The organism is Chromobacterium sp. INPA-IVC (genome assembly GCF_059047085.1).
Genome location: NZ_JBTNLS010000012.1, coordinates 58,423 through 80,582, shown reverse-complemented (window position 1 = coordinate 80,582; position 22,160 = coordinate 58,423). Strand labels below are relative to the sequence as shown.

20 protein-coding genes and 2 tRNA genes are annotated in these 22,160 nt (G+C 63.6%); 17 read left to right on the top strand and 5 right to left on the bottom strand.

The features are described from left to right. Position 1: 1 nt before the first annotated feature. Positions 2-78, bottom strand: a tRNA-Arg gene (locus ACX17K_RS20950). A 137-nt stretch (positions 79-215) separates the two neighbouring features. On the opposite strand from ACX17K_RS20950, the gene ACX17K_RS20945 reads away from it, so the two are divergent. Next, positions 216-959 carry a c-type cytochrome gene (locus ACX17K_RS20945; RefSeq protein WP_493776278.1) on the top strand — a complete coding sequence of 248 codons (744 nt, stop codon included), beginning with the start codon at positions 216-218 and terminating at the stop codon, positions 957-959. Between the two features lie 259 nt (positions 960-1,218). Here ACX17K_RS20945 and ACX17K_RS20940 read toward each other — a convergent pair whose 3' ends face one another. Next, the gene (locus ACX17K_RS20940) at positions 1,219-3,243 is read right to left on the bottom strand and encodes a UvrD-helicase domain-containing protein (protein ID WP_493776277.1); all 2,025 of its coding nucleotides are present in this window, start codon (positions 3,241-3,243) and stop codon (positions 1,219-1,221) included. A 119-nt stretch (positions 3,244-3,362) separates the two neighbouring features. Between ACX17K_RS20940 and ACX17K_RS20935 the strand changes: the two genes are divergently transcribed. The 4 genes from ACX17K_RS20935 (at position 3,363) to ACX17K_RS20920 (ending at position 7,851) form a co-directional block, all read left to right on the top strand. Next, positions 3,363-4,196, top strand: a complete 834-nt coding sequence (locus ACX17K_RS20935; RefSeq protein WP_231150826.1) for a symmetrical bis(5'-nucleosyl)-tetraphosphatase — start codon at positions 3,363-3,365, stop codon at positions 4,194-4,196. 76 nt (positions 4,197-4,272) lie between these two features. Next, a complete protein-coding gene (locus ACX17K_RS20930) occupies positions 4,273-5,676 on the top strand; it encodes an MBOAT family O-acyltransferase (RefSeq protein WP_343481098.1) in 1,404 nt (467 codons plus the stop codon). A gap of 16 nt (positions 5,677-5,692) precedes the next feature. Beyond that, a complete protein-coding gene (locus tag ACX17K_RS20925) occupies positions 5,693-6,685 on the top strand; it encodes an SGNH/GDSL hydrolase family protein (protein WP_493776276.1) in 993 nt (330 codons plus the stop codon). Further along, the gene (locus ACX17K_RS20920; RefSeq protein ID WP_493776275.1) at positions 6,682-7,851 is read left to right on the top strand and encodes an SGNH/GDSL hydrolase family protein; all 1,170 of its coding nucleotides are present in this window, start codon (positions 6,682-6,684) and stop codon (positions 7,849-7,851) included. The genes ACX17K_RS20925 and ACX17K_RS20920 overlap by 4 nt, the downstream gene beginning before the upstream one ends. A 4-nt stretch (positions 7,852-7,855) precedes the next feature. Here the strand turns inward: ACX17K_RS20920 and ACX17K_RS20915 are convergent, their stop codons facing one another. Both ACX17K_RS20915 and mutM read right to left on the bottom strand, forming a co-directional pair. Further along, a complete protein-coding gene (locus ACX17K_RS20915) occupies positions 7,856-8,671 on the bottom strand; it encodes a lysophospholipid acyltransferase family protein (protein WP_493776274.1) in 816 nt (271 codons plus the stop codon). Positions 8,672-8,716: 45 nt separating this feature from the next. Beyond that, positions 8,717-9,529 carry a bifunctional DNA-formamidopyrimidine glycosylase/DNA-(apurinic or apyrimidinic site) lyase gene (gene mutM, locus ACX17K_RS20910; RefSeq protein WP_493776273.1) on the bottom strand — a complete coding sequence of 271 codons (813 nt, stop codon included), beginning with the start codon at positions 9,527-9,529 and terminating at the stop codon, positions 8,717-8,719. Positions 9,530-9,620: 91 nt separating this feature from the next. On the opposite strand from mutM, the gene ACX17K_RS20905 reads away from it, so the two are divergent. The 11 genes from ACX17K_RS20905 (at position 9,621) to ACX17K_RS20855 (ending at position 18,926) form a co-directional block, all read left to right on the top strand. Further along, positions 9,621-11,369: a tetratricopeptide repeat protein gene (locus ACX17K_RS20905; protein ID WP_493776272.1), complete on the top strand. Its 1,749-nt coding sequence runs from the start codon at positions 9,621-9,623 to the stop codon at positions 11,367-11,369. Further along, complete coding sequence (gene lolB, locus ACX17K_RS20900; RefSeq protein WP_493776271.1) at positions 11,366-11,908, top strand: lipoprotein insertase outer membrane protein LolB; 543 nt, start codon at positions 11,366-11,368, stop codon at positions 11,906-11,908. Before ACX17K_RS20905 ends, lolB begins: the two co-directional genes overlap by 4 nt. Before the next feature lie 56 nt (positions 11,909-11,964). After that, positions 11,965-12,819, top strand: coding sequence for a 4-(cytidine 5'-diphospho)-2-C-methyl-D-erythritol kinase (ispE, locus tag ACX17K_RS20895; RefSeq protein WP_493776270.1), 855 nt, complete (start codon positions 11,965-11,967; stop codon positions 12,817-12,819). 6 nt (positions 12,820-12,825) lie between these two features. After that, positions 12,826-12,900: transfer RNA gene (locus ACX17K_RS20890), tRNA-Gln, on the top strand. 89 nt (positions 12,901-12,989) lie between these two features. Then, a complete protein-coding gene (locus ACX17K_RS20885) occupies positions 12,990-13,973 on the top strand; it encodes a ribose-phosphate pyrophosphokinase (RefSeq protein WP_021478224.1) in 984 nt (327 codons plus the stop codon). Between the two features lie 59 nt (positions 13,974-14,032). Further along, positions 14,033-14,320, top strand: a complete 288-nt coding sequence (gene rplY / locus ACX17K_RS20880) for a 50S ribosomal protein L25 (RefSeq protein ID WP_231150834.1) — start codon at positions 14,033-14,035, stop codon at positions 14,318-14,320. A 92-nt stretch (positions 14,321-14,412) separates the two neighbouring features. Beyond that, on the top strand, positions 14,413-14,994 hold the full coding sequence (gene pth / locus ACX17K_RS20875; protein ID WP_021478222.1) for an aminoacyl-tRNA hydrolase: 582 nt from the start codon (positions 14,413-14,415) through the stop codon (positions 14,992-14,994). 69 nt (positions 14,995-15,063) lie between these two features. Continuing rightward, positions 15,064-16,155, top strand: coding sequence for a redox-regulated ATPase YchF (gene ychF, locus ACX17K_RS20870; RefSeq protein WP_493776269.1), 1,092 nt, complete (start codon positions 15,064-15,066; stop codon positions 16,153-16,155). A gap of 95 nt (positions 16,156-16,250) precedes the next feature. Next, positions 16,251-17,213, top strand: a complete 963-nt coding sequence (locus ACX17K_RS20865) for a Wzz/FepE/Etk N-terminal domain-containing protein (protein ID WP_493776268.1) — start codon at positions 16,251-16,253, stop codon at positions 17,211-17,213. Between the two features lie 192 nt (positions 17,214-17,405). Next, positions 17,406-18,191, top strand: a complete 786-nt coding sequence (locus ACX17K_RS20860) for a transporter substrate-binding domain-containing protein (RefSeq protein WP_493776267.1) — start codon at positions 17,406-17,408, stop codon at positions 18,189-18,191. Between the two features lie 72 nt (positions 18,192-18,263). Further along, complete coding sequence (locus ACX17K_RS20855; RefSeq protein ID WP_166440028.1) at positions 18,264-18,926, top strand: amino acid ABC transporter permease; 663 nt, start codon at positions 18,264-18,266, stop codon at positions 18,924-18,926. A gap of 67 nt (positions 18,927-18,993) precedes the next feature. Here the strand turns inward: ACX17K_RS20855 and ACX17K_RS20850 are convergent, their stop codons facing one another. Next, entirely contained in the window at positions 18,994-20,757 is a 1,764-nt protein-coding gene (locus tag ACX17K_RS20850) for an AMP-dependent synthetase/ligase (RefSeq protein ID WP_343481107.1), read from the bottom strand. A 233-nt stretch (positions 20,758-20,990) separates the two neighbouring features. Between ACX17K_RS20850 and ACX17K_RS20845 the strand changes: the two genes are divergently transcribed. Further along, positions 20,991-22,136 (top strand): trans-sulfuration enzyme family protein, encoded by a 1,146-nt coding sequence (locus tag ACX17K_RS20845; RefSeq protein WP_493776266.1) that lies wholly within the window; start codon positions 20,991-20,993, stop codon positions 22,134-22,136. The last annotated feature ends 24 nt before the right edge of the window (positions 22,137-22,160 follow it).

The following is a 22,160-nucleotide window of genomic DNA, read 5'->3' as shown; positions in this document are numbered from 1 at the left end:
TTGGCGCACCCGACAGGGATCGAACCTGTGACCTTCAGCTTCGGAAACTGACACTCTATCCAACTGAGCTACGGGTGCGCTGATACTTGAGATCAAGTGAACGCATCATACAGCAAACATCTAATCCGAGTCCAGAGTATGGTTTTTTGCCTTGTGAACTTGCATACCGTATAATTAACCAGTTTTAATTGTCATTTTTTCAGGCGAGGCTTGGGATGAGTAATGAGAACGGAATGGCCCCCGGCCAGATCGTAAAGGTTCTGGTCAGCGTCGTTGTCTTCCTTGTCGTGGCGATTTGGCTATTGGCCAAGCTCGCCACCAGTGGTTTCAACGTGGATGCCGAGGTGATGACCAAGGAAGCCGTGGCCGCCCGCCTGAAACCGGTCGGCGAGTCAAAGGCCAGCGACGCGCCGCCGGGCATGCGAACCGGCGAGCAGGTCTACAAGGGCATCTGCATTTCCTGTCACGGCACCGGCCTGGCTGGCTCTCCCAAGTTCGGCGACGCCGGCGCCTGGGGGCCCCACCTGGCCAAGGGTTGGGACATGCTGGTCGACCATGCGCTGCATGGCTTCAATGCGATGCCGGCCAAGGGCGGCGCCACCGACCTGAGCGATGACGAAGTGAAGCGCGCGGTCGCCTATATGGGCAATGCCGCCGGCGCCAAGTTCACCGAGCCGCCGGTTGGCGGAGCGGGCGGCGCAGCCGCGGCGGCGGATCCGGCGGTGGTCGGCAAGAAGATTTACGACAGCGTCTGCGTGGCTTGCCATGCCGCGGGCGTTGCGGGCGCGCCGAAGTTCGGCGATAAGGCGGCGTGGTCCGCGCGCTTGAAGCCGGGCATGGACGAAGTGGTGAAAATCGCCACCAAGGGCCTGAACGCGATGCCGCCCAAAGGCGGTTATACCGGCAGCGACGCGGAATTCCGCTCTGCCATCGAGTACATGGTCAATAATTCAAAATAAGCAGCACTTGATATTAAAAAAGCACCCAATCGGCATTGGGTGCTTTTTTATGCCCTTGGGGTTTTGTGAAATGTCAATATCTATGACTTGCTAAAAAGGACAGGTGGCATCCTGGCCGATATCGGGCATCATTCGTTCATCTGATTGACCGATTGGCTTTCCAGCCCTTCAGTCAGGTGAGGTTCCCCAGCCTCGCTTCACCCAGAGATGTTCCTCATTCTTCTTTATGGCGCCTCGCGGCGCCATTTTTCTTGCCTGTTCACTCTGTCGGCGTTTCGCCTGATTTGTCCTTGCCGGCCAGCATCGCGGTCAGATTGGCCAGCCGGGACTTGCCCTCGCTTTTGCTGACCAGCGGCTCGGCGCCGGGTTTGCCGAAATGGCGCAGGTCATCGCCGTCGATTTCGCTGATGAAGCGCGACGGTTCGATGAACTGCCATTCGCCGGCGCGGCGGCGCTTGACGCAGTAGCTGAGCGTCAGGCTGCGCTGGGCGCGAGTGATGCCGACGTACATCAGCCGCCGCTCTTCTTCCACCATGCCGTTTTCCACCGATTCGCTGTGCGGCAGGATGCCTTCCTCGCAGCCCACCAGGAACACGTGCGGATATTCAAGGCCCTTGGACGCGTGCAGCGTCGACATTTTCACCGCGTCCACCTCGCCTTCGTCGCGGCCTTCCAGCATGGTGATCAGCGCGATGGTCTGGGTCAGCTCGATCAGGTTCTTGCCGTCGGCCTCGCCCTTCTTCGCCAGCCAGGCCACCATTTCCAGCATGTTCTTCCATTTGGTTTCGGCGATCTTGGGGCTGTCCTCGCTGTCGTACAGCCAGGCTTCGTAGCCTATCGCCTGCAGCAGCTCCATCGATAGCTTGCCGGCTTCCTCGCGGGTGGCGCGGTACTGCAGCTGGGTGATGAATTCGCAAAACTGCTCCAGCGGCGCCAGTTGCGCCTGTTGCACCTGCACCCGCAGGCCGGCGTCGTGGGCGGCGGCAAACAGGCTCTTGCCGTATTGGCCGGCCCAGGCGCCCAGCTTTTCCAGCGTGCCGGCGCCGACGCCGCGTTTGGGCGTGGTCAGCGCGCGGATGAAGGCGGGATCGTCGTCAGGGTTGGTGACCAGCCGCATATAGGCCAGCAGATCCTTGATCTCCGGCTTGTCGAAGAAACTCTGGCCGCCGGCCATCTGGTAGGGAATGCGCTGGTTGCGCAGCGCCTGTTCGAAGATCCGAGCCTGGTAGTTGCCGCGGTAGAGGATGGCGTAGTCCTTGAACTCGGTGCGGCACTCGAACTTGTGGGCCAGCAGCTTTTGCACCACCGTCTCCGCCTCGTGCTCCTCGTCCTTGCACTGGACCACGTGTATCGGCTCGCCCAGGCCCAGCTCGCTCCACAGCTGCTTTTCGAACAGTTTGGGATTGTTGGAGATCACGCTGTTGGCGGCGCGCAGGATGCGGGCGGTGGAGCGGTAGTTCTGCTCCAGCTTGATCACTTTCAGCGCCGGGAAATCCTGCTGCAGCAGGCGCAGGTTTTCCATATTGGCGCCGCGCCAGGCATAGATCGACTGGTCGTCGTCGCCCACCGCCGTAAATAGGCCGCGCACGCCGGTCAGCAGCTTCACCATCTGGTACTGGCAGGTATTGGTGTCCTGATATTCGTCCAGCAGCAGGTAGCGCAGCTTGCCCTGCCATTTGAGCAACACTTCCGGATGGGTGCGGAACAGCTGCACCGGCAGCCGGATCAGATCGTCGAAGTCCATCGCCTGGTAGGCGGTGAGGGTGTCCTGGTAGGCGAGATAGGTCTTGGCGCAGACGCTTTCCCACTGGTCCTGCGCCGCCAGCAGCATGTCGTCCGGCGTTTTCAGATCGTTCTTCCACAGCGAGATCTGGCTCTGCACCTTGCGGATCTCGTCCTTGGCCGTGGTGTTCAGGATGTCGGCGATGATCTTGCCGGCATCGTAGGCGTCCAGAATGGAGAACTGGGTCTTGTAACCCAGATGGGGCGCTTCCTGGCGCAGGATGTGCATGCCCAGCGAGTGGAAGGTGGACACCGTGATGCCGCGGATCTCGGCCGGGCTCATCAGCTTGCCCACGCGCTCCAGCATTTCGCGCGCCGCCTTGTTGGTGAAGGTGATGGCGGCGATGTGCCGGGCGGGGATGCCGCCCTCGCGCACCAGGTGGGCGATCTTGTAGGTGATCACCCGGGTCTTGCCCGAGCCGGCGCCCGCCAGCACCAGCAAGGGGCCGTCGAGATAATGGATGGCCGCGCGTTGCGGCGGATTGAGCAGGGGAGCGGACATGGCGGTCGGGCCCGGACGGGCGCAGCAAATCGGTAATCAAGGCCATGCATTGTAGCATGGGGTATCATGGCTTATCGCGGATGGAATCCCAAGCCCGATCCGCCTCACAAGGAAACAATATGGCCATCTACGCAATCGGCGACATCCAGGGCTGTTTCGAGCCGTTCCAGCAGTTGCTGCGGCTGATCGACTTCAATCCCGGCAAGGATACGCTGTGGCTGACCGGAGATCTGGTCAACCGCGGACCGCAGTCGCTGGATGTGTTGCGCTGGGTGTTCCAGCACCAGGACCAGGTGGAGATGGTGCTGGGCAACCACGACTTGCATCTGCTGGCGGTATCGGAAGGCTTCGGCAAGCTCCATCGCGACGACACCATCGAGGACATTCTCAACGCCGCCGACGGCAAGGTGCTGCTGGACTGGCTGCGCTGCCAGCCGATGATGCTGGAGGGCCAGGGCTACGCGATGGTGCACGCCGGCCTGCTGCCGGAGTGGACGATTTCCAAGGCGCTCCGGCTGGCGGAGGAAGTGGAGTTCGGCCTGTCCGGCACCCGCTACCGGGAATTTCTCGGCCGCCTGTACGGCAACAAGCCCACGCGCTGGACCGATGATCTGAAGGGCGTGGATCGGTTGCGCCTGATCGTCAACGTGATGACGCGGATGCGCTTCCTGACGCGGGACGGCGAGCTGGACCTCAGCTACAAGGGCGAGTTGGACGGCGCGCCAGCGAATCTGGTGCCGTGGTTCGAGGCGCCGGGGCGCCGCCACGGCGGCACGCCCATCATTTGCGGCCATTGGTCGGCGCTGGGGGTGCATCTGGACGAGGACATCCTGGCGATAGACTCCGGCTGTCTGTGGGGCGGCAGCCTGTCGGCGCTGAGGCTGAATGACAGGCAATTGTTTTCCTTGCCATGCCGGGCCTATCGAGAAATCGCGCTGGCGGCGGGCAGATAAATAAATTTTTATCAAAGCTGGCAAGCGGCAAGGCTTGTTGTCATAATTGCCGCCTCCGCCAGCTTGTTACCTTAGCATGAGCTATCTGTCCATTGAGTTTGCCCTGGCTTTCGTCGGTTTTTTTACCGTCTACTGGGGCTGCCGCCGCATGCCCAGCATGCAGAACCTTCTGCTCCTGCTGGCCAGTTATCTGTTCTACGCCAAGCTCGACTGGCGTTTCGCCTCCATTCTTGCCGTCTACACGCTGGTTCAGCATGGCCTGAGCCGGCGGATGAGCGCGTCCGCCAATCCGCGGCGCTGGCTGCAGGCGTCCTTGCTGCTGGCCGTGGGCAATCTGGCCTTGTTCAAGTATTTCGATTTCTTCCGCGAGAGCGCGCAGGCCGGCCTTAACGCGCTGGGGGTGACGGCGCTGTTGCCGGCGCTGGATATCCTGATGCCGGTGGGCATTTCCTTTTATACCTTCCAGTCGGTCAGCTACTTCGTGTCGGTGTACCGCAAGGAAATCAAGCCGGCGGCGCTGCCGCAGTTCGCGCTGTTCCTGGCGTTCTTTCCCACTTTGCTGGCGGGGCCGATCTGCCGCGCCGGCGATCTGCTGGAGCAACTGCGCAGCCCCGCCCGGCGGCAGGTGGCGCAGCTGGACCGCGCCTTGGGCCTGATCGCGCTGGCGTTGCTGAAGAAGCTGTGGCTGGCCGGCTGGCTGGCCAGCGCCTGGGTGGACCCGGTGTTCGCCGCGCCCGACACTTTCCATACTCTGGAGGTGTGGGCGGCGTTCTACGCCTACGCGCTGCAGATCTATCTGGACTTCTCCGGCTATACCGACCTGGTCACCGCGCTGGCGTTGCTGCTGGGCATCCAGCTGCCGCGCAACTTCGACGCGCCCTATCTGGCGCTGAACCTGCGCGATTTCTGGCGGCGTTGGCACATCTCGCTGTCCAGCTGGATCCGCGACTATGTCTACATCCCGCTGGGCGGCAACCGCGATGGCTTCGCCCGCGCGCAGATCAACCTGCTGGCGGCGATGCTGCTGTCCGGCCTGTGGCACGGCGCCAGCCTGAAATACCTGGTGTGGGGCGCGATGCACGGCCTGGGCGTGGTGGCGTTGAACGTCGGCGACAAGCTGTGGCGGCGCGACGCCGTCAGCGGCGCATCGCCGTGGCTGGCGCGGCTGATCACTTTCCATTACGTGTGCCTGGCCTGGGTATTCTTCCGCGCCCAGTCGCTGGACGAGGCGATGGATTTCCTGCGCGCGATGTTCGCCCACTCCGGCCAGGAGCTGACGCTGAACGCGCCGGGCCTGCTGCTGCTGCTGGCGCTGTGGCTGGCCGCGCTGCCCATGCTGTCCTCCCTGCCCGAGCGCTGTTTCGGCCGGCTGGCCGCGCTGCCGTGGTGGGGCAAACCGCTGCTGTTGAGCGCCATCGCGCTGCTGGTGATCTCGCTGGCGCCGTCCGGCATCCCCGCTTTCATTTACTACCAATTCTGACGATTCGACCCTCGCCATGCTCGCCGCTTATCCGCACCGCCGCATCCTCGTGATCCTGCTCAGCTGCATGCTGTTGCTGTTCTGGCTGGAACAGGCCGCAGTCAACGCTTACTGGCGGCAAACCTTCCACGCTCCCAGCCTGCTGGAGCGGCTGGACGCGCTGTCGCCGTGGCGCGAGGGAGGCTCGCTCGGCGGCGGCTTGCGCCGGCACAGCGAGGCGTTGCAACAGCAGGTAGGCAGCTGGGACCGCAGGATGATAGACCGCCTGAACGCCTGCTGCTTGAGGCCGAAGCAGGATGCGCCGACCGCCGCCGCCAAGCCGATTGCGCCCAAGCCGCAGGCATCGGCCGCCGCCGCCGTCCAGGCGGTGGACCCGCGTCTGCAACTGGAGGAGGGGCTGCCGGTGCTGCTGGCCGGCGATTCGATGATGCAGGGCGTGGCGCTGCATCTGTTGCCGCCGTTGTTCCGCCAGCACCAGGTCAAGGCGATCGACATCAGCAAGCAAAGCACCGGCCTCACCTATCCGGACTTCTTCAACTGGCCGGCGACGGTGGAGCGCCAGCTGGCGGCCAATCCCAAAGCGCAGTTGCTGGTGATGTTCATCGGCGCCAACGATACCTGGGACATGGTCAACGGCAATCATTACATCCGTTTCGCGTCCCCCGATTGGGAGCAGCGTTACCGCGAGCGGATCCGGAGCATTCTCGCCAGCGCGAACAAGCGCAAGGTCAAGGTGCTGTGGCTGGGCCTGCCCAATATGAGCCGCGACAAGATGAACGACGGCGTCCATTACCTGAACCGCCTGTACCGGGAAGAGGTGGCGGCCGGAGGCGGACGCTTCATCTCCACCCGCGAGGCGCTGGGTAGCCAGGACGACAGTTTCAATAAATTCATGACATTGCCCGACCAGGGCGAGGTGGCGGTGCGTGCAGCCGACGGCGTGCATTTCACCCGTCAGGGCCAATTGCTGCTGGCGCGCCGCGTGCTGGCGGAATTGAGGTTCGAATGACATTCAAGGCAATCGCGCGCGCGTCGCGCTGGATGATCGCGGCCGCGCTGGCGGCCCAGGCGCAGGCCGCGCCGGTGCAGGACTTCGGCGAGCCCAACCTGGCCCGTCTGGCCGCGCGTTTCAGTCTGCAGGGCGACGCCCAGCCGCCGGTGCGCGTGATCCAGTTCGGCGACTCGCACACCGCCGCCGATTATTTCAGCGGCGAGTTGCGCGCCCGGCTGCAGGCGCGTTACGGCGATGCCGGCATAGGCTGGCTGCCGCCGGTCAATGTGTCGGGGCAGCGCAACGCGCTGGCCTATATGCGCAGCGAAGGCTGGGCGCTGCGCAACAGCCGCCGCGACACCGATCCGGACTTTCCGCTGGGCGGTTTTGTCGGCGTCGCGCAACGGCCCGGAGCCAGCGTCTCGGTGCGGCCGCGCGCCGAGGACAAGGGCTTGTGGCGGGTGAGGATCTGGCTGCGGCAGAGCGTGGACGGGCAGGGGCTGATCGTGGACGACGGCAGCGGACCGCGACGGGCGCAGGCGGTTGCCGGCGCGGGCTGGCAGCGGGTGGAAATGAAGCTGAAGCTGCCGTTCACCTTGCGCGCGGACAGCCTGCCGGCGCCGGAGGTGGGGGGTTACGAGCTGGAAAAGCTGGCGCCCGGCGTGGTGCTGGACACCGTCGGCAGCAACGGCGCCGAGCTGGCCTTGTGGCGCGGCTGGGGTGGAGCCTGGGACAGGCAGCTGGCGGCGCGGGAAGCTGATCTGGTGATTCTGGCCTACGGCACCAACGAGGCTTTCGATCCCAAGCTGGATCTGGATGAATATCGCGCCACATTGCAGGGCGCGGTCAGCCTGGTGCGCAGCCAATTGCCGCAGGCGGCCATCCTGTTGCTGGGCGCGCCGGATTCGGCGCGAAGCAAGGGCGGGGCGGTCAGCCACGAGTGCGCGGCGGGTCCGCAGCGGCCGCTGATGCTGAGCGCGGTGCAGCAGACGCAGCGCCAGTTGGCGCGCGACAACCATTTGCTGTATTGGGATTGGCAACAGGCGATGGGCGGGCCGTGCAGCATGCGGGTTTGGCGGCAACAGCAACTCGGCCGTCCGGACATGGTCCACTTCACCGGCCCAGGCTATGTCCGCCTGGGCGACGACCTCTACGAAGGCCTGAGCCAGCGGCTGGCGCGCTGAGCGATCAGGCGCCGGTTTCCGCCGCCGGCGCCGACTGCGGCTTTTCCTCCAGTTGCAGGCGCAGGCCGCGCGCCACTTCAAGCCTGGCTTGCTCCGCCAGCAGGAAGCGGTTGTCCAGGCTGGCGTCGCCGGCCTTCAGCGGCTGGCCGTAGCTGATTTCCACCTCGATCTGCGGCACGCTCAACACCTTGCCTATGCTCTGAAATAGCGAAATGTCGTCGATGTAGGCGGCCTCGCGCAGCAGGCTGCCGTCCGGACGCTGATAACGCAGCGATACCGGCTGCACGGTGCCGCCGGCGAGCAGCGCGGCCTCGAACAGGGAGGCCTTGAACGGCAGCAGGCCGCTGCCGTCCGAGGTGGTGGATTCCGGGAATACCGCCATGCAGCCGCCGTTCTTCATCGCCTCGGCCAGGATCTGATTGACGCGGCTGGCGTCGCGGCGGTTGCCGCGGTCGATGAACAGCGTGCCGGCCACGTAGGCCAGCCAGCCTATCAGCGGCCACTTGCGGATTTCGCGCTTGGCGACGAAGCGCGACACGGTGCAGCTGTTCAGCGCCACGATGTCCAGCCAGGACACGTGGTTGGCGACCAGCAGGGTGTTGGGCGGATAAAAGCCCGGATTGACGCCCTGCACCTTGATGCTGACGCCGAGTATCTTCAGCGCGTGCTGTGCCCAGCGGCGGGTGACCACCGCGCGTTCAGCCTGGGCCAGCCGGGAATAGCGGGTGGCTACGATGAACACGCCGACGGCCAGATGGCCAAGCAGGCGCAAGACGCGGCCGCAGCGGGTGGCGAAAGAAGTGGTGGCGTGTGACTTCAAGATCGTTACGGTTTCAAGTCTGAGGGATGACAGGCCGCCACTCTATCACGGCTGGCACAGCGGGCAATAGTAAGTGCTGCGCTGGCCCTGGCGGATGTGGCGTATGGGGGTGCCGCAACGGCGGCACGGCTCTTCCTGGCGGTTGTACACCATATAGCTTTGCTGGAAGTAGCCGGGCTTGCCTTCGCTGTCGACGAAATCGCGCAGCGTGCTGCCGCCGGCGTCGATCGCGCGCCGCAGCACGGCCTTGATTTCGGCCGCCAGCCGGTCGCAATCCGCGCGGGACAGATCGCAGGCCGGACGCGACGGCGAGATGCCGGCGTGGAACAAGGACTCGTTGGCATAGATGTTGCCGACGCCGACCACCACGTGGTTGTCCATGAGCACCAGCTTGATCGGGCTGCCGCGGCGGCGGATGGCCTGGAACAGCGCCTCGCCGTCGAGGGCGTCGGACAGCGGTTCCGGCCCCAGCGCCTTCAGCAGCGGATGCAGCTCGACCGGGCCGATATGCCACAGCACGGCGCCGAAGCGGCGCGGGTCGCGGAAGCGCAGCACCTGATCGCCCAAGAGCAGGTCCAGGTGATCATGCTTTTGCGGCGGCGAGCCGGCGGGCATCACCCTCAGGCTGCCGGACATGCCCAGGTGGATCAGCAAGGTGCCGCTCTCGCATTCCAATAGCAGGTATTTGGCCCGGCGGCGCACGGCCAGCACTTTTTCGCCGGCGACGCGCTCCGCCAGATCCGGCGGCACCGGCCAGCGCAGGCTGGGGTTGCGGACGACGGCGCCGCGCAGGATGCGGCCTTCGAGATGCGGCTCTACGCCGCGGCGGGTGGTTTCGACTTCGGGCAATTCGGGCATGGTCGGGCTGCGATTCGGTAAATGGTGCAAAGATGAAAAGCGGACATGCTATTCTACGCGTTCAACAGGCTTTGAGCAGGCAACTTAATCCATGCGAATGAAACCGCTGAAACGATCCCTCCCGTTGCTGCTGGCGCTGCTGCTGTCGGCTTGCGCCGGCGTCAAGCCTCCGGCGTCGGCGCCCGCTCAGCCCGAATCGAAACCGGCGGCCGCAGCCGATCCGGACGAGGCCAATCTGCCCAAGGTCGAACTGTCGCCCGAAATCCTCTACGGCGTGCTGGCCGGCGAGATCGCCGCCCGCCGCGGCGCGGCCGGCTCCGCCGGGCTCACCTATCTGGATCTGGCGCGCGAGACCCGCGATCCGCGGATGGCCCAGCGCGCCGCCGAATTCTGCCTGCTGTCCGGCCAATTGAAGCCGGCGACCGAGGCGCTGCAATTGTGGATAGAGCTGGATCCCAATTCCCTGCCGGCGCGCGAGCAGCTGTTCATCACGCTGATGCGCGGCGGCAAGCTCGCCGAAAGCAAACCCTTGATCGAGGAGCTGCTGCGGCTGGAGCCGCAGCGGGCGCCCGCGATCTTCGTGCAGCTGGCGCGGCTGAGCGCCAGGCAGGACGGCGGCTCTGCCCCGTCTTACCGCCTGGTGGAAGAGCTGGCCGATCGTTATCCCGATCTGCCGGAGGCCCGATTCGCGGTGCTCGCCGCCGCCGCCGACAACAATGACCAGGCCGCGGTGGACCGCGAGTTCGACCGCCTAGCGCGCATCGCGCCGAAATGGGACCTGCCGGTGGCCTGGCAGGTGGACAGGCTGCGCCGCAAGGACATCAACGCGGCGGCGGAATTTCTGCAGCGCGAGCTGGCGCGCCGCCCCGACGCCGGGCTGGAGCTGCAGACCGCCTACCCGCGGCTGCTGGTCGGCGCCAAGCGTTTCCCCGAAGCGCGCGCCGCTTTCGAAGCCTTGCTGAAGACGCATCCGGACAATGCCGACCTGCTGTACGCGACCGGCCTGCTGGCTTACCAGATGCGGGATCTGAAAACCGCCGACGACCGGCTGCAGCACGCGCTGGCCAGCCAGTATCAGGAACAGGACTTCGTCCGCTACACGCTGGGACAGATCGCGGAAGACAGCCGTGATGTCGAGCGCGCCGAAAACTGGTACCGCCAGGTCGGCCCCGGCCAGCAATACCTGCCCGCGCAATCCCGGCTGGCGATACTCGAGGCCGGGGACGATCATCTGGAAGAGGCGCTGGCGCGTCTGAACGGCCTGGGCGGCAACGACCAGGAAAAGGTTTCGGTGGCCTTGCTGCAGTCGCAGCTGGCGCGCGAGGCCAAGCAGCCGCGCCGCGCTTATGAAGTGTTGACCCAGGCGCTGCAGCGGCAGCCGCGCTCGACCGAACTGCTGTACGAGCGCTCGCTGGTGTCCGACATGCTGGGCAACACCGGCAATTCCGAGCGCGATCTGAAGCAAATTCTGAAAGACAAGCCAGGCGACGCCCAGGCCTTGAACGCCCTTGGCTACACGCTGGCCAACCGGACCACGCGCTACCAGGAAGCCTATGGCTATATCGAAAAGGCGCTGAAGGCAGAGCCGGGCAATCCGGTGATCCAGGACAGCCTGGGCTGGGTGCAGTACAAGCTGGGCCGGCTGGACGCCGCGCGGCGCAGTCTGGAAAAGGCCTACGCGGCGATGCCTGACCCGGAAGTGGCGGCGCATCTGGGCGAGGTGCTGTGGAAGCAGGGCCGGCGCGACGAGGCCATGGCGATATGGAGCAAGGAATTGGCGCAGCATCCCGGCCATGAGGTGATCACTGAGGCGATGCGCCGCTTGGGGGCCAAGCCGTGATCCGGCGCGCGCTGCTGCTGACGTCGGCGCTGCTGCTGGCCGGCTGCGCCAACGAGGCCTTGTTCCGTCCCAAGCCGTCGCTGGAAGCGGCGGCCGACGCGCCGTTCAGCGTCAGCGGCCGCCTGTCGGCCAATCTGGACGGCAAGGGCCACGTAGCCAATTTCGACTGGCGGCACCAGCCGCCGCGCGATGAAGTGGCGATCAACTCGCCGCTGGGCAACACCGTGGCCAAGGTGCTGCGCGATCCCGGCGGCGTGACGCTGCTGGCCGACGGCAAAAGCTGGCAGGCCGACGACGTGGAAAGCCTGACCCGGCAGGTGATGGGGTGGCCGCTGCCGCTGTCCAATCTGGTGTGGTGGATACGCGGCCTGTCGGCGCCAGGCCTGGAAAGCCGCGTCGATGCCGACGGCAATCTGGAGCAACAGGGCTGGCATATCCGCTTCGTCCGCGACGCCGACGTCGACGCCGACCATCCCAAACGGGTGGAAATGCAGCGCGAAGGCCTGACCGTCAAGGTGGTGGTGCAGAGCTGGCAGTAAGCCAGCGTCCCCGCGCGCTCCGAATACCCATCATTCAGATACAGAACAAGATCGATATGCGGCATCCGTTTCACACCTATCCGGCTCCGGCCAAGCTCAACCTGTTGCTGCACGTGGTCGGCAAACGGCCCGATGGCTACCACTTGCTGGAGACGGTGTTCCGGTTCATCGATTTCGGCGACACGTTGCGCCTGGCCGTCCGCGACGACGGCGGGATCGAGCTCTTGACGCCGACCGACGGCGTGCCGCCGGAGCAGGATCTGACCGTGCGCGCGGCCCGGCTGCTGCAGCAGGAAAGCGGCTGCCGGCTTGGAGCGAGCATCGAGCTGGAGAAACGCACGCCGATGGGCGGCGGCCTGGGCGGCGGCAGCTCCGACGCCGCCACCGTGCTGATCGCGCTGAACCGCTTGTGGGGGCTGGGTTGGCCGCGCGAGCGGCTGCAGGCGCTGGGCTTGAGGCTGGGCGCTGACGTGCCGGTTTTCATCTTCGGCCGCAGCGCCCTGGCGACGGGGGTCGGAGAGGTGTTGGAGCCGCTTGATTTGAGGCCTGCCTGGTATTTGGTAATTCACCCACAGGTCCACGTGCCGACTGCCGAGATATTCCGGAATTTTTCGCAAAGCATGTTGACAGAAGTAGGTCGCCTCGGCATAATGCGAATCCTCGAATCAACGCAGCAGCGCAGAAACGACCTGCAAAACGTTGTAGAGAAAAGATTTCCAGCGGTGAATGAAGTACTGAGCGAGTTAAGAAAATATGGTTCGCCGCTGATGACCGGTTCCGGCGCTTGCGTGTTTATGGAATTCGAGTCGAAAGACGAAGCCGATAAAGTTTACCGAGTGTTGTCGCAAAAATATCAGGGATTTGTAGCGGAAGGGCTGAATGTCCACCCCCTGTTCGACAGCGCTGAATAAGGTTACTGGGGAGTCGCCAAGTGGTAAGGCACCGGATTTTGATTCCGGCATTCGTAGGTTCGATCCCTACCTCCCCAGCCAGGACTTTCTCCGAATAAGAGAGAGCATGAAAAAAGCGTGTAAGAGAGCCTTACACGCTTTTTCTTTATCCAGCTAAGGCAAAGCGAATCATGGCGGCATACGACAGTTTGATGGTATTTACCGGTACGGCTAATCCGGAACTTGCTCAGAACGTAGTCAAACATTTGGATATTTCGTTGGGACGCGCCGATGTCGGCAAGTTCAGCGATGGCGAAGTGGCAGTGGAGCTGCTGGAAAATGTTCGCGGCCGCGACGTTTTCATCCTGCAATCCACCTGTGCGCCGACCAACGACAACCTGATGGAAATCCTGACCATGGCCGATGCGCTGAAACGCGCGTCCGCCGGCCGGATCACCGCGGCGATTCCCTATTTCGGCTACGCCCGCCAGGATCGCCGTCCGCGTTCCGCCCGCGTGCCGATTTCTGCCAAGCTGGTGGCCAATATGCTGACCAGCGCCGGCATCGACCGCGTGTTGACCGTCGACTTGCACGCCGACCAGATTCAAGGCTTCTTCGACATCCCGGTGGATAACGTCTATGCGACCCCGGTGCTGTTGAAGGACATCCGCGCCCAGCGCTTCGACGACCTGATCGTGGTCAGCCCGGACGTGGGCGGCGTGGTCCGCGCCCGCGCGGTGGCCAAGGCGCTGAACACGGATCTGGCGATCATCGACAAGCGCCGTCCGAAGGCCAATGTGGCCGAAGTGATGAACATCATCGGCGATGTGTCGGGCCGAACCTGCCTGATCGTCGACGACATGATCGATACCGCCAACACGCTGTGCAAGGCGGCCAGCGCTCTGAAGGAGCGTGGCGCCGAACGCGTGCTGGCCTATGCGACCCACCCGATCTTCTCCGGTCAGGCGGTGGACCGCATCAAGAATTCCGACATCGATATGGTGGTGGTGACCGACACCATCCCGTTGACCGCCGCGGCCAAGGCCTGCCCGAACATCCGGGTGGCTTCGATCGCCGGCCTGCTGGCCGAGACGCTGCGCAGGATCAACAACGAAGAATCGGTGTCCTACCTCTTCAATGAGGAACTGGTTGCGACGGGCGCTTGCCTGCCGTAAACATCTGGCCTGCTGGTCGCGGCGGGCCGGGTGCTTTTAACTGAAACTGGAGTTTTACAATGTCTTTTGAACTGATTGCTAGCAAGCGTGTTGATCTGGGTACGGGTGCGAGCCGCCGCCTGCGTCACGCTGGCCAAGTGCCGGCCGTGGTTTACGGCGCCGGCAAGGAAGCCGTTTCCCTGGTGCTGGATCACAACACCATGTACTACGCTCTGAAGAACGAATCCTTCCACGCTTCCGTGCTGGATCTGGTCATCGACGGCCAGAAAGAGCAAGTGAAAGTGGCTGCATTCCAGATGCACCCGTACAAACAGCAAGTGATGCACATCGACTTCGCTCGTGTGTGATTTCTGCTGCCGTCGCCGTTCGCGGTGACGGTGAAAAGCCCGTTGTGCGCCCAGGTGGCGGGCAGCGGGCTTTTTTCATTGGAATGAGCGATATGTCTGGCACCCGCCTGATTGTCGGCCTGGGCAACCCGGGCCCCGAATACGAAAAGACGCGCCATAACGCCGGTTTCTGGCTGGTGGACGAGTTGTGCTGGCAGTTCAAGGGCAACTGGCGCACGGAAGGCAAGTTCCACGGCGACGTCGCCAGGATCCAGATCGAGGGGCAGGACGTCTGGCTGTTGAAGCCGATGACCTATATGAACCTGTCTGGCCAGGCCGTGTTGGCGCTGGCGCATTTCTACAAGATATTGCCGGACGAGATCTTGGTCGTGCACGACGAACTGGATCTCGCGCCGGGTGTCGCCCGGTTCAAGCAGGGCGGCGGTCATGGCGGCCATAATGGCCTGAAGGACATCGCGGCGCGGCTGGGCTCGCCGGCCTTCTGGCGTCTTCGGCTTGGCATCGGCCATCCGGGGGACAAGAAGGAAGTGGCCAACTTCGTGCTGAAGAAGCCGCGCGCAGAGGAGCAGCAGGCGCTGGACGAAGCCATCCTGGCGTCCTTGCGCGAGCTGCCGCGCGCGATCGCCGGCAAGATGGCCGAGGCGATGAAGGCGCTGCACACCGAAGCCAAATGATTGCGGGCTGGCGGTCCGCCGGTCCGCCGCCATAATGGATTGAAATAGAATTTCTTTAGGAAGACAGCAATGAGTCTGAAATGCGGTATCGTCGGTTTGCCCAACGTCGGCAAGTCCACCCTGTTCAATGCGTTGACCAAGGCCGGCATCGAAGCCGCCAACTACCCGTTCTGCACCATCGAGCCCAATGTCGGCATCGTCGAAGTGCCGGATGCGCGCCTGGCTGAACTGGCCAAGATCATCAATCCGCAGAAGATCCAGCCGGCCATCGTCGAATTCGTCGACATCGCCGGCCTGGTGGCGGGCGCCTCCAAGGGCGAGGGCCTGGGCAACCAGTTCCTGGCCAATATCCGCGAGACCGACGCCATCGTCAACGTGGTGCGCTGCTTTGAGGACGACAATATCGTCCATGTCGCCGGCAAGGTAGACCCGATCGCCGACATCGAAACCATTCTGACCGAACTGGCGCTGGCCGACCTGTCCGCTGTGGAAAAAGCCATGCAGCGCGAAGGCAAGAAGGCCAAGTCCGGAGACAAGGACGCGCGCGCGCTGATCGCGGTGCTGGAAAAGCTGGTGCCGCATCTGGATCAGGGCAAGCCGGCGCGCTCGTTGGATCTGTCCGATGAGGAAAAGGCGCTGATCAAGCCGCTGTGCCTGCTCACCATCAAGCCGGCGATGTATGTCGCCAATGTGGCCGAAGACGGTTTCAGCGGCAACCCGCTCTTGGAGCGGGTGCAGGCGCTGGCCGAAAGCGAAGGCGCGCCGGTTGTCGCGCTGTGCGCGGCCATCGAGTCCGAGATCGCCGAACTGGACGACGCCGACAAGGCCGAGTTTCTGGAAACGCTGGGTCTGGAAGAGCCTGGCCTGGATCGCCTGATCCGCGCCGGCTACAAGCTCTTGGGTCTGCAGACCTATTTCACCGCAGGCGTCAAGGAAGTGCGCGCCTGGACCATCCATATCGGCGACACCGCGCCGCAGGCGGCCGGCGTGATCCATACCGATTTCGAGCGCGGTTTCATTCGCGCGCAAACCATCTCCTACACAGACTTCATCTCTTACGGCGGCGAAGCCAAGGCCAAGGAAGCCGGCAAGATGCGCGCCGAAGGCAAGGAGTATGTGGTGCAGGATGGCGATGTGATGAACTTCCTGTTCAACGTCTGATAAGCAAGTGGTGGCGATGAGCCGCCACTTTTGCTATAAAAACGCGGTTTGAAAATGGTCTGCACTGCCAGGGCGGCGGAGATTGGGGTACGGTAGTGAAGCAAGAAGAGCAAGAAGTCAGTTTTTTGCAGATTGTGCGCTTTTGCTATGGCAATTGGCGGCTGCTGTTATCTGGCTGCCTTTTGTTTGGGTTGCTGGGCTTGATGGTGGCGATGACGTTGCCGGATGTGTATTCGGCAAAGACTCAACTGCTGGTTGCTGAGCCAGTAGGGGCGAAGGGCGCGGCGACATTGGCTCAAAGCGATATAGCGCTTGATAAAATGGTAAGCAAGTTTGGCTTGATGGAGCGCTATAAAAAAGAGACTGTCCGGGAAGCCAAGCTGGAATTGTTGAATAGTAATTTGAAGGTCAATGTGAGCAAGGATCAGCCGCTGGAGATTGTTGTTTCGGACTCCAATCCGACGGTTGCGGCCCAGATGGCCAACTATTTGGCGAGTGTTTGCAAGCAGCAGATTCTAGACGCGCATATTACGGATCAGGGGCGCAGGCTGTATGTGCTGCAGGGTAGGCTGGCGGCGACAAAGGAGCGTCTGAAAGTTGCGGAAAAAGATGCGCGCGCGGATATCCAGAATGGGCGCTTGAGCCTGGGCTCAACCTCTGTGCAGATCGTAAGTGGCTTTGCCAGTCTGGAAGGCATGCTCGCCGCGGGTGACACCAGCAATCTGGATAGTGCTTTAATGCAGATTAAGATGGAGCTGGCCAAAGCCAGCGGAGAAGTCGCCGCGCTGCCGCCTGATGTGTTTACCGAAGTTCGAGACGTATATTATTACCGTGCCTTGACCAAGGAGCTGGCAAGACAGGTCCAGCAGGCAACCTTGGTGGCATCTCAAGATGTGCAGGTGCTGGTTGAAGCCACGCCGCCTTTGGTGAAGACCATGCCCAAGCGCAGCATGATCGTGCTGATGGCGGCGCTGATCGGTTTGGCGATTTCCGTCTTGTTGTCGCTGGTGTTGCAGTGGCGCAGATCGGGGGGGTTGGCTCTCTCTCCGGTGAAGTGAGTGGAGTGGTTTTCAGACCTTGCAGCCCTGTCGGTAAGCCGCCAGGGCTGTTTCGTTTAAGCAGCTAGAAAATGCTTGCGCTACCGGGTAGCAAATGCGGGCATGTCAGGCTGGGCTTTTCAATATCAACTTTTATTGATATTCTCCATAAAATTATTTATGCAGTTCAATATTGCAAAAGGTTATATTGATATGAAGAAGTTGATGCTCGCACTGATGGCCGCCGCAATCGGCAATCTCGCTCTCGCGGCGGACCTGATGGACACGGTGAAGCAGCGCGGCACGCTCAAGATCGCGTTGGAAGGCACCTATCCGCCGTTCAACTTCAAGGATGCCAAGCAGCAGCTGACCGGCTTCGACGTTGAGATTGCCACTGAGATCGCGCGCCGGATGAAGGTGAAGCCGGAGTTCGCCACCGCGGAATGGAGCGGCTTGCTCGCAGGCCTGCAGAGCGGCAAGTTCGACATCGTCGTCAACCAGGTGGGCGTGACCGCGCAGCGCCAGGCGGTATTCGATTTCAGCCAGCCTTACACCTACTCTAGCGCCCAGCTGATCGTGCGCAAGAACGAAAGCCGCGTCTTCAAGAACCTGGCCGACCTGAACGGCAAGAAGCTCGGCGTCGGCCAGGGCAGCAACTACGCCGACATGGCCAAGGCCGCGGCCGGCGTGCAGGTGAAGACTTATCCCGGCGCGCCGGAATACCTGCAGGATCTGGCCACCGGCCGCCTGGACGCGGCGCTGAACGACAGCCTGCTGATCCCGTTCGCGATCAAGCAGGCCAAGCTGCCGCTGAAGGCCGGCGCGCCGGTGGGCGACGTGGCCACGATGGCGATTCCGTTCGCCAAGGGCAATCCGCAATTCAAGTCCGAGATCGATAAGGCCCTGAGCGGCATGAAGGCTGATGGCACCTTCCGGAAGATTTCCGTGAAGTGGTTCGGCATCGACGTGTCCAAGGCGCCTGCCGCGGCGAAGAAATAAGCCGGTTTGTGATAGCATGAACCGCACGCCCCTGCTTTCGCGGGGGCGTCGGTTTTTCAGGGAAGGGATGGAATGAGCGATTGGATGGCTCTGTTCGAGGCGGCGCTGCCGGTGCTGCTGCAGGGCGCGGCGCATACGCTGCTGTTCGCGCTGGTGGCGATGGTGCTGGGTCTGGCGCTGGGTTTCGCGGTGGCGATGGTGCGGGTGGCGAAGCTGCCGGTGTTGTCGCAGCTGGCGGCGTTCTATGTCAGCGCGATGCGGGGCACGCCGCTCCTGGTGCAGATTTTCGTCATCTATTACGGCTTGCCCGGCGTCGGCCTGGAGCTGGACCCGGTTCCCGCCGGCGTGTTGGCCCTGACGCTGAATGTGGCCGCCTATCTGTCGGAAAGCCTGCGCGGCGGCATCGCCGGCGTGGCCAAGGGGCAGTGGGACGCGGCGTTCTCACTGGGCTTTACCTGGTGGCAGACGATGCGCCACATCATCGCGCCGCAGGCGCTGCGCTTGTCGGTACCCAGCCTGTCCAACAGTCTGATCTCGCTGATCAAGGACACTTCGCTGGTATCGGTGATCACCGTCACCGAGCTGATGCTGGCGACCAAGGAAGTGATCGCCCAGACCTTCCAGCCCCTGCCGCTGTATCTGGCCGCGGCCGCCATCTATTGGGCGCTGAGCGCGCTGTTCGAGCGTTTGCAGCGCCATGTGGAGAACCGGCTCAATCTGGCGCATCAGCGCTGAGCGACGCCGGTTCCGCCGCTGCTGCGGATCGCCATATGAAAAAGCCCCGCATCGCGGGGCTTTTCGTTTACGCCGGTTCCGGCATGCCGTACATGCCGTCTATCAATATGCGGCAGCGCTCGGTGATCACCTTGCGGCGCAGCTTCAAGGTCGGGGCCAGCTCGCCGGCGTCCACGCACCACGGCTTGTCCAGCAGCGAGAACTTCTTGATGTGCTCCCAGCTGCCGAAGTAGCGGTTGAAACGCTTCACCTCGCGGTCGATCAGCTCCACCACCTTGGGATGGCGGCTCATCTCGCAGTCGGTGGTGTAGGAGATGCCGTGCTCGGCGCACCATTCCTTCAGCTTCTCGAACAGCGGCACGATCAGCGCGGCCGCGTACTTCTGGCCGTCGCCCACCACCATGATCTGGTCGATGAAGGCCGACTCCTTCAGCTTGTTCTCCAGCGCCTGCGGCGCGATGTACTTGCCGTTGCTGGTCTTGAACATTTCCTTCTTGCGGTCGGTGATGCGCAGGTAGCCGTTCTCCAGCACGCCGATATCGCCGGTGTGCAGCCAGCCGTCGCGCAGCGCGTCCGAGGTCTGCTCCGGCTCCTTGTAGTAGCCGGACATCACGTTGTCGCCGCGCACCAGGATCTCGCCATCGTCGGCCAGGCGCACTTCCACGCCCGGCAGGGGCAGGCCGACGCTGCCGATGCGCACGCCGCCGGCGGTGAACGGGTTGGCGGAGATGACAGGAGAGCTTTCGGTCATGCCGTAGCCCTCGGCCACGGCGATGCCGGCGGCCCAGAACATCCGCGCCAGCCGCGGCTGCAGCGCGGCGGAGCCGACATTTATGGAGATCAGCTCGCCGCCCATCGCCGCGCGCCACTTGCTGTACACCAGCTTGTCGGCCAGCGCATGCTGGATCGCGTCCAGCGGCGAGCGGCGGCGGTTGGGGTCGAAGCTTTCGGCGCGCGCCAGCGCCCACTGGTAGATGCGGCGCTTGGCGCCGGTCAGGTCGCGCGCCTTGCCTACCAGCTTCTCGTGCACCTTCTCCAGCACGCGCGGCACGGAGCTGAAGGTGTGCGGCTTGACGTCGGCCAGCGCCGACGACAGGCACTCCACGCTGGCGAAGTAGATGCCGGTGCCGCTGTACAGGTAGTAGAACACGCCGGCGCGCTCGAAGATGTGCGACAGCGGCAGGAAGCTCAGCGCGCGGCAACGGCCCTGCGGCAGGCCGGTGAAGGCGGCGGTGGCCACCACGGTGCTCAGCACGTTGCGGTGGCTCAGCATCACGCCCTTGGAGCGCCCGGTGGTGCCGGAGGTATAGATGATGGTGTAGACGTCGTCGGCGCGCGCGGCGTCGCGCAGCGCGTCCAGCTCGGCCATCCGCTCCAGGCGCGCGCGCTCGGCGATCTCGCGCCAGGAAGGCACGCCGTCGATGTCGGCCAGGCCGTAGATCGGGCAAGACAGCTTGCCTAGCGCTTCATGCAGTTTTCGCTGCAGTGCAGCACTGCCGGCGAAAGCCAGCTTGACCTCGGCATGCGTCAGGATATAGCGTGCATCATCAAGGGTGATGGTGGGATACAGCGGCACGCTGACCGCGCCGATTTGCTGCAGCGCGATATCCACCAGCACCCATTCGATGCTGTTGTCGGCGGCGATGGCCACCTTGTCGCCGCGCTGGATGCCCATTTCCATCAGACCCAGGCTGACGCGGTTGACGGTGTCCCGGACCTCGGCCGTCGACAATTGCCGCCAAGCCTTGCCGGACTTCGCCGCCAGGCAGTCCGGGCGGGGATGATTGGCGAGCTGGTGGGACAGGATGTCAAAAACGCGTTCTAGCTTCATGCAAACGATGGTTTTAATGCGAAACGCAGCAAAATAGCCCTATTGGCCGCCGCTGTAAAGTAAAAAACGGCGCTAGCTTGGCGAAAATCAGGACAATTTGCCGATATTTGCTCGCAATTGACCTGAAATTTTGGCATCGTGATGAAATGAGCATGGCAAATGCATGATTTGCAAGGAGTTAGGGTTTGATTGTCGGGCAATTTGGCCCAAGCTCATGATTTAGAGGGATTTTTGTGAAATTCGCTACCCGCGCCATCCATGTCGGCTACGACAACGCCGAGCACAACCGCTCGGTGATGCCGCCGCTGTACCAGACCTCGGCCTTCGCCTTCGACCATGTCGGCGAAGATTTGCGCTACGCCTACGCCCGCACCGGCAATCCGACCCGCAGCGCGCTGCAGGACTGCCTGGCCAGCCTGGAGGACGCCAGGCACGGCCTGGCCTTCTCCAGCGGCATGGCGGCGATAGACGCGGTGCTGCGCGCCTGCCTGAAGCCCGGAGACGAGGTGATCGCGGTGGCCGACCTGTACGGCGGCGCTTACCGGCTGCTGACCCGGGTGATGGAGCCGGCCGGCGTCAAGGTGAGTTTTGTCGACCTGTCCGATCCGGCGCGGCTGGAGACGGCGATCACGCCGGCCACGCGGCTGCTGTGGCTGGAGTCGCCGACCAACCCCTTGCTGGGCATGGTCGACATCGCCGCGCTGTCCGCCATCGCGCGCCGCCATGGCGTGAAGGTGGCGGTGGACAACACTTTCGCCACGCCTTATCTGCAGCGGCCGCTGGCGCTGGGCGCGGACATCGTCGTGCATTCCGCCACCAAATACCTGGGCGGCCACTCCGACGTGCTGCTGGGCCTGGTGGCGGTGAGCGACGACAAGCTGCACCACGACATCCGCTTCCTGCAGAACGCCGCCGGCGCGGTGCCGGGGCCGCAGGACTGCTTTCTGACGCTGCGCGGCATCAAGACGCTGGCGCTGCGGATGGAGCGCCATTGCGACAGCGCCGAGAAGGTGGCGGCCTGGCTGCTGGAGCAGCCGGCGGTGGCCAAGGTGTTTTACCCCGGCCTGCCCGAGCATCCGGGGCATGAGCTGGCGAAGCGGCAGATGAAGCGTTTCGGCGGCATCATCAGCATCCGCCTGAAGGACAACAGCCGCGAGGCGGCCAGCCGGGTCGCGCAGAAGTTGAAGTTGTTCGCGCTGGCGGAGTCGCTGGGCGGCGTGGAGTCGCTGGTCAACCACAGCTACACGATGTCCCACGGCGGCATGCCGGCCGAGCAGAAGGCGGCGCTGGGCATCGTCGAGGGCGGCCTGCGGCTGTCGATCGGCATCGAGGATCTGGACGACATCCTGGAGGATTTGGCGCAGGCGCTGCGCGATTGATCGAACCGGGCGCGGGGCCCGGCC